The following is a 14370-nucleotide window of genomic DNA, read 5'->3' as shown; positions in this document are numbered from 1 at the left end:
CCCCATGACCTTCGAAACCCATTTCACCCGCTACGCCGATTTTCTGGACTTCCTCACTGTCGCCAACGAAACGTTCCGCGCCTCGCTACAGCCGCACGTGCGCGGCCTCTACCACCCCAAAGATTGGGCGCGGCACCACTGCACCGTGCAGCTCGATATCGGGCGCCGCTGCGGCAAAACCCGATACATCCAAGAACGCGCCGACCGTTCGTCGCTGGTCGTGGTCCCGAACCGCGCAATGGCTTCGGCGCTGCACCCCGGCCGTAAGTACCCGACCGTCGCGGCGGGCGATCTGCGCCGCTGGATGCGCGACCGTCCGAAGCCTGCACGCGTGTTCATTGATGAGCCGCGCTATGTGTTCGAACGCCTGCCCGCTGAATCGCTCTATGAGCTGTTGGCCGATGCGAGCATCGATCAAACGTTCGTGTTGCTGGGCGCCTGACGCATGATGATGGCGCTGGGTACGTTCGTGTTCTCGCTTTCGACGCTGGCGTATGACCAGTTCCAGCGCAGCACGTCATGGCGTCATCCGGGCTCGGATCGGGTCGGCGCTCGCGCGGCGCGGCAGTTCGTCGGGCCGGGCGATGACACCATCCGGCTATCGGGGCTGATCGCGCCCGATCTGACCGGCACGCCGATATCGCTCGACGTGCTGCGCGATATGGCGAACACGGGCGAGGTGTTCGCCCTGGTAGAAGGCACGGGCATTGTTTACGGCGGTTTCGTGGTCGGCGATCTGAACGAGACGCGCACATTGCTGTTTGCCGATGGCGCCGCCCGTCGCATCGAATTCGATATGACCTTGGTTCGCGCCGACGACGACAGCGACCACGACCAGCGGGGCCGCGCATGAGTCCCGCACACGCGATTCCTGACTGGCGGGTCACGCTCGACGGGAAAGACCTGACCGACCGGGTACGGCCGCGCTTGCTCGACCTGTCGCTCACCGAGGCGCGCGGCGGCGAGGCCGACCAGCTCGACCTACGGATTCAGGACCACGACGGCGCGATGGCCTTGCCGCGTCGTGGCGTACTGCTGTCGATTGCGCTCGGCTGGCGCGGGCGCGCTCTGGTGAACAAAGGGACGTTCACCGTCGATGAGGTGGAACATGCCGGCTCGCCCGACGTGATTACGATCCGCGCTCGCAGCGCCGATATGACGCGCCCGCTGCGAACCCGGCAGGAACGATCCTGGCATGGCGTCACGCTCGGCGCGGTGTTGCGTCAGTTGGCCGGAGAGCATCAATTGCAGCCGCGCATTGCGCCCACGCTGGCGGCGGTGCGGTTGGCGCATCTGGACCAGTCCGAAAGCGACCTCGCGCTATTGGCGCGGCTGGGCCAGCGATACGACGCCGTGGCCACCATCAAGGGCGGCAGCTTGCTATTCGCTCCGATTGGAAGCGGCACCACACCGACCGGCGCGGCGTTGCCACAAGCGACCATCGCGCGCGAAAGCGGCGACAGTCACCGCTTCGCCTACGCCGACCGCGACAAGTACAGCGGCGTGCGCGCCTATTGGTCCGATCATGCCGGAGCGAATCGCAAATCGGTGTTGGTGGGCGAAAGCGGCGACGCCAAGCGCTTGCGCGAGACCTACGCCAGCGAAGCCGAAGCCCGCGAACAGGCGGATGCGGAATGGGCGCGCGTGCAGCGCGGCGCCGCTATGTTGTCGTACACGCTGGCACTCGGCCGCCCGGAGTTGCACCCCGAACAGCGCGTGCGCGTGCGCGGGTTCAAACCGGAGATCGACGGCACGCCCTGGTTGATCGCCAAGACCACGCACACGATGACCGGCGACAACGGATTTACGACCGCGCTTGAGCTTGAGGCGGTCTCGGACTGAACCAATCCAGTCCGAGGGAAATTCCTACACGCTCTCACGGGACAAGTCCGATTGCGGGGCGCTGTCCTTTCGCGAGAAACTACGCGCGGACGCCTAGGCCATTTCGTGTTGCGAAGGATCGCGACGCATCGACCGCACGGACCTCAAGCGCCGGCGTCCTCTTTCTCTTACGCATACGCCCCGTGTGTTGAACCGGGGCGGCTTTGCCGTGTCTGTTCGCTCGGATTTTCGGGGTAGGGTTTTTCCTACGCCGCATTGCGCCAATCCCCGACGCATCGTTGCGGCAATCTTTACCGTGCCGGTCGTGGTCGGTGCCGCGATCTGCGCGAGCCGAGCGGGCTTTTCCGCCGCGACACTTGATTAGGTTGACGCGACGCGGGGGCGCGTCGTGTTCGCGTACGCGCGCGCCGCCTCGTTGTTCGTTGCTTTGCGCTTGCGCGCTCCATCGCGACCATTCGGGAACGCCCGACAAGTCATTGCTGATGAACCAATCTGCGTTAGCGCACTGATTCGTCAAACCCGAACAAATCATGACTGACTGCGTACGTAAATCGATGACCGTAACCGCACCGATGTTGACCTCTGGCGTCACTCGGTCGGCCCCCTTTTTTTCCGACCTCCAACTTTCATGTGGAAAGTCTGCGGGGCATTGATGGCACCATGATTTACGTTACCCACATCACCTAAAAACTGCATGCCTCCGGACGCGGGCAGCGCAGTTGACGGAGCCGCACCGAGAACCCCTAGCGCCATCCTTCGATAGTCGGCCGGTGCCGCACGAAAGCGGTTCAATAGCTCGATTTCATCAGCGTCCGTGATGCCCTGGATGGGGCCGCGCCGGCCGGTCAGTACATACGCAACATCAACGCCGGCCAGCGAAAGCCGAGCCAGATAACTCGCGGATGGTGCCGTCTTTCCCAGTTCGTAATTCGTCTGAGACTTTCTGACGACGCCCGCCATGTCGCCTAGCGTCTCTTGCGAAAAGCCGAGTCGCTCGCGTTCTTCCCTGAGTCGTGTACCGAAATCCAAAATCATTCCCCTTATTGCTTGACATGGGAACCATAGTTCCCACAAGATGATGCCTCATCTACAAGAACCTATCGGCATCTTTCGCAATGTCAAATCGATCACGGATAAGGACCCCGGCACAGGCCAAAGCGGCGCTGCACCGCCAGGGAATCAGCATGGCGCAGTTCGCCCGCGACCACGGTTTGACGACGGCTGCCGTCTATCACGCGCTGTACGGCACGACCAAAGGAAACCGTGGCGAGTCGCACCGAGCGGCTATCGCCCTGGGCCTCAAGCGGGGCGCGGTGGCAGGGAAGCGGTAAGCATGAGCCGGCAGCTCACCATGCAATGCGGCCACTGCCGCCACGTGGCCAACGTGCGATCAAGTCGGGAAATGACCGCGACCTATCGCGAGGTCACGTTTCGATGCACCAACGACCTTTGCGGCCATAGCTGGGTTGCCGACTTGATCGCGGTTCGTACCACGTCCCCATCGGCCTGCCCGAACCCCGACGTGCAATTGCCGTTTGCCCGCAATGTGCTGATGCGAACCATCGTTCACCAAATGGAACTAGCGCTCATGGATGCAGCCAATGACTGAGCCTAGCGCCCGCTAGCTCTCCGCGTCGCTCGCGACGCCTCGCCACCTAATGCCATCCCGCACGGCCGACCGGCCGGGCACGGCCTCTTATTGCCTGAAGTAACCCCATGAGCGAAACACTGCAACAACAAATCGCCAAGCGTCTTCAACGGGATTACCAGTTCAAGCGCACCAGTGACAAAGGCTGGCTCCAACAAGGGTTCTGCCCGGAATGTGGCGAGCGCGAGCTATACGCCAACGCAACGGACCCCGTAGCGATCAAGTGCGGGCGCGAGAACAATTGCGGCGCGGTCCTCTATATCCGCGATATCTACCGTGACTTGTTCGAAAGCTACTCCGACCGCATCAAGACCACCGATGCGGAACCGCACGCTGCCGCCGATGCATATCTGAGAGAAGCGCGCGGCTTCGCCTTGACCCGCCTGCGCGGCCTCTACACGCAGGAACGCCACTACGATCAAGAGCGCCGGATCGGCACCGCGACCGTGCGCTTTGCGCTGCCGGGCGGTAGCTGGTGGGAGCGGTTCATTGATCGCCCGGAGCGATTCGGAAAGCAAAAGGCGAAGTTCGCGCCCGGCAAGGACCGGGCCGGCGAATGGTGGCAGTTGCCTGACAGCGCCCCGACACCTAAACAGTTGTGGCTACCGGAAGGCATCTTTGACGCCTACGCGCTTGAGCTGAACGGCGTCGCCGCCCGCGCGCTCATGTCTTGCAACAACTATCCTGACATCGCGCTCAAGCGCCTACGCGCCGAATGCGAAGCGACAGGCACGAAGCTGCCCGAACTGATATTCGCCCTGGACGATGACAACGCAGGGCGCGGCTATAGCGTTCGCTGGGTGCGCCGAGCGCGCAAAGAGGGATGGCAGGCAACCGCCGCCCTGATCCCCCGCGAAGGGCGTAACAAGGTCGATTGGAACGATGCTCATCTGCGCGGAAAGCTCACCGCCAAGGATCGCGAATCGTATTTGTACGAGGGTGCATTGCTCTGTGCGGAAACGCCCAGCGAGAAAGCGCGACTGATCTACAAGCGCGGCGAGCGTGCTTCGTTCCACTTCGAACACGGCAACAGCCTCTATTGGGCCGCCTTCAACGATGCCGCCTACAAAGAAGCGAAAGACAAGCTCAAAGAAGGCGACGCCGTCCTGTCCGACGAAGAACTGCGGGACGAAGCATTGAAGCGCTCGTTCTCCGTGGCGGAGTTCGCGAACTTCAATCCGACCGCGCTGTATTTCCAATCCAACCGATTGACCAACGAAAGTTGGTACTACTTCCGAATTTTGTTCCCGCACGGCGGGCAACCCGTCAAAGACACGTTCACCGCAACGCAGATTGCGACGGCGAGCGAGTTCAAAAAACGTGCCTACGGCGTTGCCCGTGGCGCGCAGTTCAGCGGCACCACCCCCCAACTGGATCGTGTAATGAAAGAAATGCTGTTCAACATCAAGGAAGTCGAGACCATCCCTTTCATCGGCTACACCCGCGAACACGGATGCTATGTGTTTGGCGACGTGGCCGTGAAAGACGGCGTGATCTACAAGCGCAACGACGAAGACTATTTCGACATTGGCAAGCTGTCGATCAAGAGCCTTAACGAAAGCATAGGGCTGGCGCTCAACCTCAAGCGCGAGGATTACCGCAGCGATTGGCTAAACATGATTTGGGCGTGCTACGGCGCCAAAGGCATGGTGTCGCTCGCATTTTGGTTCGGTAGCTTGTTCGCCGAGCAAATCCGGGCCAAACAGCAGAGCTTGCCGTTTCTGGAAATGTCGGGCGAACCCGGCACCGGCAAATCGACGCTGATTGACTTCCTTTGGAAGTTGGTCGGTCGCACCGGCCACGAAGGCACCGACCCAACGAAATCGACCCTGGCCGGGCGGATGCGTACTTTTACGCAGTCCGCGAATCTTCCCGTCGTGTTGATCGAGTCGGATCGTGGCAAGGAAGACGAGATTAAGCAAAAGCGGTTCGATTGGGACGAAATTAAGCCGTTGTATAACGGTCACGTGGGCCGCGCCATCGGCCTGAAGAACTCGGGCACCGACACTTACGACCCGCCGTTTCGCGGCTCGATCCTGATCGAACAGAACGCAGCGGTGAACGCTAGCGCTGCGGTGATGGAACGCATCGTGCATATGACGTTCGACAAGAAATTGCACACGGCCGCCAACAAGGCTATTGCGCAGCAGTTGAAATCTATCAACCTGTCGTCGGTGTCCGGGTTTGCCCTCATGGCTACCCAGCGCGAACAAGACGTGATGAAGATCGTCACCGACGCCACCAACGACTATTCAGACCAGTTGATGGCCCTGGCCGACATGAAGAACGGTCGCCTCGCACACAACCACGCGCAAGTCATGGCGCTGGTAGACGCGCTACGACTGGTCGTTCCGATGACCGACGAACAGCACCGCGAAACGCATAGCGCACTTATCGGTATGGCCTTAGAACGCCAAGTGGCGATCAATGCCGATCACCCGCATGTGCAAACGTTCTGGGAACTGTTCGACTACGTGAACGGTGACAGCGATGGATCGACGCTCAACCATCATCGCGACAAAAACCTGATCGCAATCAGCCTTGTTGAATTTGAGGCCCGATTGAACAAAGCCGGCAGCCGACTGCCCTGCGACATGACCGAGCTAAAGCGGCTATTGCGAACGTCGCAGGTGCGCAAGTTCGTCGATAACACGTCCGTCAATTCCCGCATCAACAACGCCACCAAAAAGTGCTGGGTCTTCCGGCGCGAGGCATAACAGCGGCCCCGGCGGGAGAGTGACAGCTCTCCCCAAGGCCATCACCACGCAGTGAATGGAGAGAACCATGCACCACAGCACCGACACGAAGCCGGGAACGGCAGCACCCCACGCGGATCACGGCACCGGGACCACTGGAAAGGCTAGCACGCTGGCCCGCGATGAATCGCGAATGCTGGAGCATTTGCGCCTTGCCATCGGCTATTTCGACGCCGCCGAGTGCCGATATCTCGCGGAAGCTGCGGAGCATCGCGCAATGGCCGCCATTCACCGTTGCGACCCGCATTGCACGCCGGGCGATCGGGCATTGAAGGCTGATACTGCCGATTACCTCGCCAAAGAAGCGACACGCAGCGCGGCTCAGTACGCGAAGCACGCACGTACCTACCGCGCCACCCTACCGAGCCAGCCGGAAGCCGTCGCGGTTGAGATCGTACTGACCATAGGTCACGACACCATCCAGCAAACCGCTAAGGTTTCGGGCTCTAGTGCATCCGTCGCCCGCACCTGGGCGCGTATCAGCACCGGAACTTGGCGATGCCGTGACCCCCGTTGGGATGACTTCGAACACGTCCTGGGCGAAGACCTGTGCGAATACCTCAATCACATCCCGCTTCCCGAGGACGTAGCTAAAGCGATTGCGGCATTGGCTACCGCCCGTGCATCCGGCAGGTGCGGCGCACATGGTTAAGGCGATACTCCGCTCTATTGTGCCGGCCGCGCTTATCGGTTGGATCAGCAACGCGACACGGGCACGCGCACAACGCCGCGAGCTTCATCACGCCCTAGTGGCGTGCAGCATCACAGCGGCCGGTCTGCGTCGCCCGCAAGGCGCGCAGGCGGTGCGGCGTTTCGTGGGGGCCGCATGACACAACGTCAGATTTCGCACCAAGTCACGTTGCCCGCGTGCGTCAACGGGCACACGGCGCGCCATATGCACGACCAGCGCGCCGCGAGCGCGGGTGGTGGCCATGTGCTGGAATGCGAGTGTCGGCAAACTGCCAAACACGCGAGCGTTGGCGATGCGTTGCAGCAGTGGCGGCGAATCAACAGCACGCGCCGCCCCCGCGCCCCTCGCGTCGAGCTGGCCGCACAGGCGCCGCAGTACGACATGGCGGGCGTTGTGCAATTCCCCCTAGCGCTTGCGCGAGGGGGTTAACGATGGGACGGACAATCAATCGCTTCGGCGGCCGGCGCGCTCCCCTGGAGAGCGCGCCGGCCGCGTCCCGGTTCGTCGCCGTCTGCCGCTCCCCCTTGACCATCTATGCGCGGCGCTGCCATCGGTGCAACGTCGCACGGTCTATCGCGGGTGGACGCGTTCGCGTGGTGTGCGTGTCGGGGTTATTGGTCAACCGCTTTACATGCGCGGCGTGTCGCGCCTGATGGATGCAATGTGATGAATGAACGAATCATTCCCTTTACGACGCTTCAACGCGTGTGCGTGCCTGTCGGTCCTCTGCCGCGCACTGTGACGGTACGCCGCTGGGCGGATCGCCTGGGTATTCGCTACAACCACGATGGACGCGGCGGAATCTGGACAACCTTGGATGCGCTCAACGCTGCAATCGGCTTGGGCGTGGCGGCCGACAAGTCGCAAAAAATGGAGGATTTAATCTAATGGGTCGCGGAAGAAAAAGGGGAGTTAATCCCGGCATCCCTTCGCACATCGAACAGGCCGCGCTTCCGCGCGGCCTGTATTGGGGTGAGAACCGATGGTTTTTAGTGGAGCCGCACCCTGATACCGGCCGGCCACGTAAGCGCACAGTCGCTTATGGGAATGCGGTCTTATCTGAACTTCACGCCATCGTTGAAGCGAGCCGCAGTTCCGAAGCCATCGGCACTTTGGGCTATGTCTGCCGTAAATTCCGCGAGTCCACCGAATACAGAGAACTTTCTCAAGGTACGCGGGACGATTATGACCACCACGCCGACATAGCTTGCGAGTACAAGCTACGAGACGGCGCTTTGCTATCCGCGATGCCCGTTGACCGTATGTCGGTGCCCGGCATACAGCGATTGGTCGAGGCCATAGCCAAGGGGCGGGAAACATCGCCGGGACAGACAGAAATCGTTGGCCGCCCTTCGACCGCAAATCATGTGCTTAGATTCTTGCGCCGGCTTTTCAATTGGGGCATTCGCATGGGGTACTGCACCAAGAACCCGGCGCAGGGCGTGCGGCAGGTGAAAGAAAAGGCCGACGCGAAAATGCCCGAACGACAGCCGTTCGTCCTGGTGCTGGCCTTCGCAAAGGAACGCGCCGCGTTGCCGCTGCACAGCAAAGGTTCCTGCCCCCCATACATGCCCGCCGTGATGATCCTCGCCTACAACGCTCGTCTGCGCGGAATGGAGGTAACCGAACTGACCGACGCTCACGCGTTAAAGCGCGGCGTTCGGTGCAACCGACTGAAGGGGTCTCGCGACAACGTGACGCGTTGGAACGAGGATATGCGCTGGGCGTGGCGGTGGCTTCGCGAATACAGGACCAAGCGGCAGGAGGCGCATAAGCGGCCTGTCCCTCTTCGCCCTGACCAACGCCCCTTGCTCGTCACCCAGACGGGCACGCCGCTGGCCCGATCAACGCTCAAAACGGCTTGGCAGCGGTTGATTACCGCCGCAATCGAGGCCGGCACCATCACGAAAGCCGAACGGTTCGCGCTGCACGGCCTCAAGCATCGCGGGATCACGGACACGCGCGGCGGCCGTGCGGTCAAGCAAGACGCCGCCGGGCACGTCTCGCCTCAGATGACGGACCTGTATGACCATGAGGTGATGGAGGTGGACCCGCCAGCGGCGCCCGAGGACGACGAATCGGCCTTCAGCGACGCCCTGGAAACTTGGTGATCGGCCGAATTTTGCCGCTAATTTTGCCGGGGCAAAGAAAAAGGGCTTACGACTCAGTCGTAAGCCCTTCTTTTATTTGGCGCCCGAAGTTGGACTCGAACCAACGACCCCCTGATTAACAGTCAAGTGCTCTAACCGGCTGAGCTATTCGGGCGGGGCTGCATATGATGCTCACTGATCCGGCCGGCGTCAACACTTCGGCGTGAAGAAATGAATAACGCCGGTTTTAACGGGCTTCTGGGCCGCTTCCCGCTCAGGTCACGACGCGGTAACAGGGCCTGTATTCGCCCGCGATCTTCATCCGGCGCTGCTCCACGAAGGCCCGCAGCAGTTGGTCCAGCGACTGCATCATGTCGGGATCGCCGTGGATTTCGAACGGGCCGAACTCCTCGATCCGGCGCATGCCGTCTTCCTTCACATTGCCGGCGACGATGCCCGAGAACGCGCGGCGCAGGTCGGCCGCCAGCTCATGCGGCTTGCGGCCGTGATGCAGGTCCAGCGCGGCCATCGCCTCGTGGGTCGGGACGAAGGGCTGCTGGAACGTCAGCGGGATATCGATCGACCAGTTGAAGAAGAACGAATCCTTCTGCTCGATGCGGTACTCGCGCACCTTGCGGATGCCGTGGGCCATGCGCTTGGCCACTTGCTCCGGATCGCCGACGATGATCTCGTAGCGTTGGGTGGCGACCTCGCCCAGGGTCAGGCGCAGGAACTTGTCGATCTGCTCGAAATACGGCGCCGACGCGGTCGGGCCGGTCAGGATCAGCGGGAACGGCAGCCCGGCGTTCTCCTCGCGCAGCAGGATGCCCAGCAGGTATAGGATCTCCTCGGCGGTGCCGACGCCGCCCGGGAACACGATGATGCCGTGGCCCATGCGGACGAAGGCCTCCAGGCGCTTCTCGATGTCCGGCATGATCACCAGGTGGTTGACGATCGGATTCGGCGATTCGGCCGCGATGATGCCCGGCTCGGTGATGCCGATGTAGCGCATGTTGCGCTTGCGCTGCTTGGCGTGAGCGATGGTCGCGCCCTTCATCGGGCCCTTCATCGCGCCCGGGCCGCAGCCGGTGCAGATGTCCAGGCCGCGCAGGCCCAGCTCGTAGCCGACCTGCTTGGTATAGATGTACTCGTCGCGCGAGATCGAGTGGCCGCCCCAGCACACCACCAGGTTCGGATCGGCCGGGTGCAGGATGCGGGCGTTGCGCAGCAGGCCGAACACCGAATCGGTGAGGCCGTCGGTGCTATCCAGGTCGCGGCCGCCGCCCTTGCCGAGCTCGATCGCGGTATAGGCCAGGTCGCGGACCACTGCGAACAGCAGCTCGGCGACGCCGCGGATGATCTCGCCGTCGACGAAGGCCATGGCCGGAGCCTTGACCAGGTCGATGCGCATGCCGCGGTCCTGCTGATGGACCTCGATATCGAAATCCGGATACAGCTCGCGCGCCGCGCGCGGGTCGTCGGAGGCGCTTCCGCTGGTGAGCACCGCCAGGGCGCAGCGACGCAGCAGATCGTGCATGCCGGTGGAGGCGTCGCGCAGACGCGCGACCTCGTCGCGGGACAGGACGTCGAGCCCGCCCTTGGGATAGATGCGGGCGTTGACCGTCGGCAGGACGGCCGGAGTGGGAGTTGCGGTCATTGCGTTTTTCTCTGGGTTTTTCATCGATTAGTTGGGGAAGGACTCTAGCAGCTTGCTCTGCGCTGCGGCGGCCGCCGGCCCTGCGCTCGACGTGTCCACGGCCGTGCCGCCCCACCCCGCCCGGTCGCGCAAACCTGTGGCCCCATAAAAAGAAAAACGGCCGGGGTCTCCCCCGGCCGTTGTTCATGCTTAACGATACCGCAAGATCAGAAGCGGTAACGGAAGTTCACCTGAGCCGCCCAGCGCGAGATGCCCTTGTCGTCGTAAATCTGCTCGGGGTCCGGGGTGCTGAAGCGGTAGACGTACTTGCCGGTGGCCGGATCGACGCCGCCGTAATCCACCACGCCGCGCATACCCGGGAACGCCACTTCTTCCACGCGGCCCCAATCCTTATTGATCATGTTGCCGATGTTCATGATGTCCAGCGACAGCTCTGCCTTGTGGCCTTCCCAGAAGCCGGGCAGTTCCTGCGCGATGTGCAGGTCGAACTGGTTGACCCAGCCGCCGCGCGCGGCGTTGCGCTCGGCGACCTGGCCCAGGTGGCTGCGCAGGTACTCGTTGCTGTTGACGTAGTTCCAGAACGCGGCTTCTTCGCCAGGGTTGCGAAAGATCACGTCGCCCACGCCCTTCGGGATGTACAGCAGGTCGTTGAAGCGGCCGTCGCCGTTGGCGTCGTTGTCGAAGGCGTAGCTGTACGGACGGCCCGAGCGGCCTTCGTACACCAGCGAGACGATGGTGTTGTTGTCGCCGAAGAACGCGTGCTTCCAGTTCAGCACCGCGGTGAAGCGGTCGCGGATCTCGTAGCTGGAACGCGCGGCGACTTCTTCGTTGGCCTGGAACACGCCGACGTTGCCGAGGTTCGAGCTGGAGGTCGAGCTGGTCAGCGGGCTGACTTCGGTGGCGTGGGTGTAGGTGTACGCCACGCTCCAGGCCCAGTCGCTGTTGTTGAACGGCTTGTTCAACGACACGGTCAGCTGTTCGCTGCCGCCCTTGCCGGTGTTACGGGCGATGATGGCGTCGTTATACGTCGTAGAACGCAGAGCGCGCGCGTTGGTATTGCTGTTGGCGCAAGCCGCGCCGCCGGACAAGCCGGTTTCGTTCAAGCAGGCGTTGCCGTCCCGGTTCCAGCTGGCCGGATTCCGGCCTCTGTCATCCCAGTAAATGTTTCGGCCGTCCTGGCCGACCCGGGTCACGCCGCCGAGGTTGAGCTGCTGGTAGTACAGGCCGTCGTTGACCTGAGTCACCACACCCTCGACTGCCGCGACGATGCCGTACCACGGCAGCTCGGTATCGAACGCCAGGTTGGCCTTCCACACCGACGGCAGGCTCAGATCCTTCTCGAGAAAGTCGACCGACTGGGTCGCACCGGCGCGAACGCCCGCGGCATTGACCAGACCCTGCTGGGCGCCCGGATCCGGGCTGAAGCCGGTGATGCCGGTGGTGTAGACGTAGTCGGTGTACGACACGCCGTTGTTCGAATACGGGTTGGCCAACCACACGGTCGGCGAGCCGCCCTTGAACAGGCCGATACCGCCGCGCAGTTGGGTCGGACGCTCGGCGTCGAAGGTGTAGTTGAAGCCGAAGCGCGGCTGCCACAGATCGCTGCCGTCGATGGTGTTGCTGTTGTTGACGCCGAACAAGTTGGACGCGGCCGGGTTGTAGAGCGGACGGTCGTCGACCATCGAACGGTCGTAACGCACACCGAAGGTCAGGCTCAGCTTATCGGTCGCGGCCCAGGTGTCCTGCACGAACAGACCCAGGTTCTTCTGGGTGAATTCGGCGGCCATGTTGTCGACGTCGCCGCCTTGCGGCGCGAACAGCTGGTAACGGCTGGAACGACCGTTGCGGTAGTCGGCGATCGAACCGAAGGTGTACACGCCGTTGACGCGACGGCCGAACAGGTTGTAGACCTCGTTGGACTCGTAGTCGGCGCCGAACTTGACGGTGTGGTCGCCCAGGAACAGGTTGCCGGCGAAGAAGCCGTTCCAGGTCTTGGTTTCCAGGACGTTGGCGTGGGTGTTTTCTTCGGTGCCGAAGTTCAAGGTGTTGTTGCCCACGCGCACGCCGATCTGCGGCAGATCGAACTGCGGGTTGCGCACCGCCGAGTAGTCACGGTAGGAGACCTTGGCTTCGGTGGAGAAGTTGTCGGTCCAGTCGCTGAACAACTGCGCGGTGTAGGTCTTGAACTCGAAGTCCTGCACATAGTGGAACGAGCTCAGCGCCAGCGAGTTGGTGGCGAAGCCCTGCAGGAACGCGGTGCTCTGCTTGCTCTGCGCGTAACGGAAGTTGGCGCGGTGCTTGTCGCTGATGTTCCAGTCCAACTTGATGCCGTATTCCTCGCTCTTGGTGTCGAGCGACGGCAGCGCCAACGAACCCGGATCGAAGCCCCATTTGGTCTTGGAGATATCGATGATCTCGGCGATCTGTTCGTTGGTGATGTTGACGATGTTGTTGGCGCCCGAGCCCGGAGGACCGAAGCTGGAGTTGCCGGTGAACACTTCCTTGCCGGTGTACTTTTCGTAGTTGGCGAAGAAGAACAGCTTGTCCTTGACCAGCGGGCCGCCGAAGGTGCCGCCGTAGGTGCTTTCGCTGTCGAACAGCTTCGGACGCACGTCGTTCTGGTTCTTGCCCGACCAGTCGTTGTCGCGGTAGATACCGTAGACCGAACCGTGGAATTCGTTGGTGCCCGACTTGGTGACGGCGTTGATCACGCCGCCCGTGCCGCCGGCGATGGTGACGTCGTAGTTGGCCACGTCGATCGAGATTTCGTCGATCACGTCCATCGAGAACGGCTGCTTCGGGGTCGGCAGGCCGTTGCCGCCCAGGCCGAAGGCATCGTTGGTGCTGACACCATCGACGCGGATCACGTTGTAGCGCGGGTTCTGGCCGCCGACCGAGATCTCGTTGCGCGACTTGTCGGTCTGCGCCACGCGCGGGTCGAGGCGGACGAAGTCCTGCAGGTTGCGGTTAATGGTCGGCATCGACTCCAGCTGTTCGCGGGTGACGATCGAGCCGGCGCCCATCTTGTTGGAGGAGAACACTTCCGAACCCACGCCCGCCACGGCCTGCACCGAATCCAGGGTGGTGACCGAATTGTTCAGCGCGACGTCGACTTCGTTGACCTTGTCCAGGTTCAGGTAGACGCCGTCCTGGCTCGCGGTGCCGGCGCCTTCCTTGTTGATGACCACGGTGTACGGACCACCCACGCGCAGACCACGCGCGTTGTAGCGGCCGTCGGCGCCGGTGGTGGCGCGGCTGACGGTGCCCGACTCGGTGTGGGTGATCGTCACTTCGGCGTTCGGCACCGGCTGGCCGTCGGCGCCGAGCACGCGGCCGGCGATACCGGCGGCCGTGCTCTGCGCGAACGCGGGAGCGGTGGCGAGTACTGCGAGCAGACCAAGCGTGAGCTTGGACATGCGGACGCGGTTCGAATGGGTCATTACAGTGGCCTCAGGAGGTGGAATGCGTGGCGAGTTGTCGACAGGCGCGGCTTCGCGCCGCGGCCTTGCACGAGGTTTTTAGATTTGGCTAGCCCCTGACCCGCGCGACCTATGGCCGGCCGGGTTAACAGCAGTTTAACAGGCTAGGCAGGCTGTGTGACAGAGACGTGACCGACATCAAGCCTTGTCACACGGTGACCGCCACCACGGATGAACTGGCACGCAGCGCAAAGTTGTATAAGCGGC

The 14370-nt window shown here is 62.5% G+C and carries 12 protein-coding genes and 1 tRNA gene; 9 read left to right on the top strand and 4 right to left on the bottom strand.

Annotated elements, in window-relative coordinates; all coding sequences use genetic code 11:
- The first annotated feature begins 4 nt into the window (after nucleotides 1–4).
- Genes ACTOWJ_RS05510 through ACTOWJ_RS05500 form a run of 3 tightly spaced genes read left to right on the top strand, consistent with a single transcriptional unit; the run spans nucleotide 5 to nucleotide 1842 of the window.
- A complete protein-coding gene (locus ACTOWJ_RS05510; protein WP_441333597.1) occupies nucleotides 5–442 on the top strand; it encodes a hypothetical protein in 438 nt (145 codons plus the stop codon).
- A 3-nt stretch (nucleotides 443–445) separates the two neighbouring features.
- Nucleotides 446–853, top strand: coding sequence for a phage tail protein (locus tag ACTOWJ_RS05505; protein WP_441333596.1), 408 nt, complete (start codon nucleotides 446–448; stop codon nucleotides 851–853).
- On the top strand, nucleotides 850–1842 hold the full coding sequence (locus tag ACTOWJ_RS05500) for a phage late control D family protein (protein WP_441333595.1): 993 nt from the start codon (nucleotides 850–852) through the stop codon (nucleotides 1840–1842). Before ACTOWJ_RS05505 ends, ACTOWJ_RS05500 begins: the two co-directional genes overlap by 4 nt.
- 588 nt (nucleotides 1843–2430) lie before the next feature.
- Here the strand turns inward: ACTOWJ_RS05500 and ACTOWJ_RS05495 are convergent.
- Nucleotides 2431–2877, bottom strand: coding sequence for a helix-turn-helix domain-containing protein (locus ACTOWJ_RS05495; RefSeq protein WP_441333594.1), 447 nt, complete (start codon nucleotides 2875–2877; stop codon nucleotides 2431–2433).
- An 80-nt stretch (nucleotides 2878–2957) separates the two neighbouring features.
- Between ACTOWJ_RS05495 and ACTOWJ_RS05490 the strand changes: the two genes are divergently transcribed.
- The 6 genes from ACTOWJ_RS05490 (at nucleotide 2958) to ACTOWJ_RS05465 (ending at nucleotide 9048) form a co-directional block, all read left to right on the top strand.
- Nucleotides 2958–3173, top strand: a complete 216-nt coding sequence (locus ACTOWJ_RS05490; protein ID WP_441333593.1) for a helix-turn-helix domain-containing protein — start codon at nucleotides 2958–2960, stop codon at nucleotides 3171–3173.
- 2 nt (nucleotides 3174–3175) lie between these two features.
- Entirely contained in the window at nucleotides 3176–3451 is a 276-nt protein-coding gene (locus ACTOWJ_RS05485; RefSeq protein WP_441333592.1) for an ogr/Delta-like zinc finger family protein, read from the top strand.
- Nucleotides 3452–3558: 107 nt separating this feature from the next.
- Nucleotides 3559–6207 (top strand): toprim domain-containing protein, encoded by a 2649-nt coding sequence (locus ACTOWJ_RS05480; protein ID WP_441333591.1) that lies wholly within the window; start codon nucleotides 3559–3561, stop codon nucleotides 6205–6207.
- 67 nt (nucleotides 6208–6274) lie between these two features.
- On the top strand, nucleotides 6275–6898 hold the full coding sequence (locus ACTOWJ_RS05475) for a hypothetical protein (protein ID WP_441333590.1): 624 nt from the start codon (nucleotides 6275–6277) through the stop codon (nucleotides 6896–6898).
- A gap of 705 nt (nucleotides 6899–7603) precedes the next feature.
- Nucleotides 7604–7825, top strand: coding sequence for a hypothetical protein (locus ACTOWJ_RS05470; RefSeq protein ID WP_441333589.1), 222 nt, complete (start codon nucleotides 7604–7606; stop codon nucleotides 7823–7825).
- Nucleotides 7825–9048, top strand: coding sequence for an integrase (locus ACTOWJ_RS05465; protein ID WP_441333588.1), 1224 nt, complete (start codon nucleotides 7825–7827; stop codon nucleotides 9046–9048). Before ACTOWJ_RS05470 ends, ACTOWJ_RS05465 begins: the two co-directional genes overlap by 1 nt.
- Before the next feature lie 77 nt (nucleotides 9049–9125).
- Here ACTOWJ_RS05465 and ACTOWJ_RS05460 read toward each other — a convergent pair.
- The 3 genes from ACTOWJ_RS05460 to ACTOWJ_RS05450 form a co-directional block, all read right to left on the bottom strand.
- Nucleotides 9126–9202: transfer RNA gene (locus ACTOWJ_RS05460), tRNA-Asn, on the bottom strand.
- A 99-nt stretch (nucleotides 9203–9301) separates the two neighbouring features.
- Nucleotides 9302–10684 (bottom strand): nucleotide 5'-monophosphate nucleosidase PpnN, encoded by a 1383-nt coding sequence (gene ppnN / locus ACTOWJ_RS05455; RefSeq protein ID WP_441333587.1) that lies wholly within the window; start codon nucleotides 10682–10684, stop codon nucleotides 9302–9304.
- A gap of 206 nt (nucleotides 10685–10890) precedes the next feature.
- Entirely contained in the window at nucleotides 10891–14124 is a 3234-nt protein-coding gene (locus ACTOWJ_RS05450) for a TonB-dependent receptor (RefSeq protein WP_441333586.1), read from the bottom strand.
- Nucleotides 14125–14370: the final 246 nt, after the last annotated feature.

Origin of the sequence: Lysobacter sp. CA199, from assembly GCF_052078715.1 — a bacterium.
Lineage (GTDB): Bacteria > Pseudomonadota > Gammaproteobacteria > Xanthomonadales > Xanthomonadaceae > Lysobacter.
This window is presented reverse-complemented; position numbering and strand designations above follow the sequence as displayed.

Bases quoted from the DNA above. Each gene is read 5' to 3' on its own strand.
- ACTOWJ_RS05510 (WP_441333597.1), top strand. From the start codon at position 5: ATGACCTTCGAAACCCATTTCACCCGCTACGCCGATTTTCTGGACTTC.
- ACTOWJ_RS05505 (WP_441333596.1), top strand. From the start codon at position 446: ATGATGATGGCGCTGGGTACGTTCGTGTTCTCGCTTTCGACGCTGGCG.
- ACTOWJ_RS05500 (WP_441333595.1), top strand. From the start codon at position 850: ATGAGTCCCGCACACGCGATTCCTGACTGGCGGGTCACGCTCGACGGG.
- ACTOWJ_RS05495 (WP_441333594.1), bottom strand. From the start codon at position 2,877: ATGATTTTGGATTTCGGTACACGACTCAGGGAAGAACGCGAGCGACTC.
- ACTOWJ_RS05490 (WP_441333593.1), top strand. From the start codon at position 2,958: ATGTCAAATCGATCACGGATAAGGACCCCGGCACAGGCCAAAGCGGCG.
- ACTOWJ_RS05485 (WP_441333592.1), top strand. From the start codon at position 3,176: ATGAGCCGGCAGCTCACCATGCAATGCGGCCACTGCCGCCACGTGGCC.
- ACTOWJ_RS05480 (WP_441333591.1), top strand. From the start codon at position 3,559: ATGAGCGAAACACTGCAACAACAAATCGCCAAGCGTCTTCAACGGGAT.
- ACTOWJ_RS05475 (WP_441333590.1), top strand. From the start codon at position 6,275: ATGCACCACAGCACCGACACGAAGCCGGGAACGGCAGCACCCCACGCG.
- ACTOWJ_RS05470 (WP_441333589.1), top strand. From the start codon at position 7,604: ATGAATGAACGAATCATTCCCTTTACGACGCTTCAACGCGTGTGCGTG.
- ACTOWJ_RS05465 (WP_441333588.1), top strand. From the start codon at position 7,825: ATGGGTCGCGGAAGAAAAAGGGGAGTTAATCCCGGCATCCCTTCGCAC.
- ppnN (WP_441333587.1), bottom strand. From the start codon at position 10,684: ATGACCGCAACTCCCACTCCGGCCGTCCTGCCGACGGTCAACGCCCGC.
- ACTOWJ_RS05450 (WP_441333586.1), bottom strand. From the start codon at position 14,124: ATGACCCATTCGAACCGCGTCCGCATGTCCAAGCTCACGCTTGGTCTG.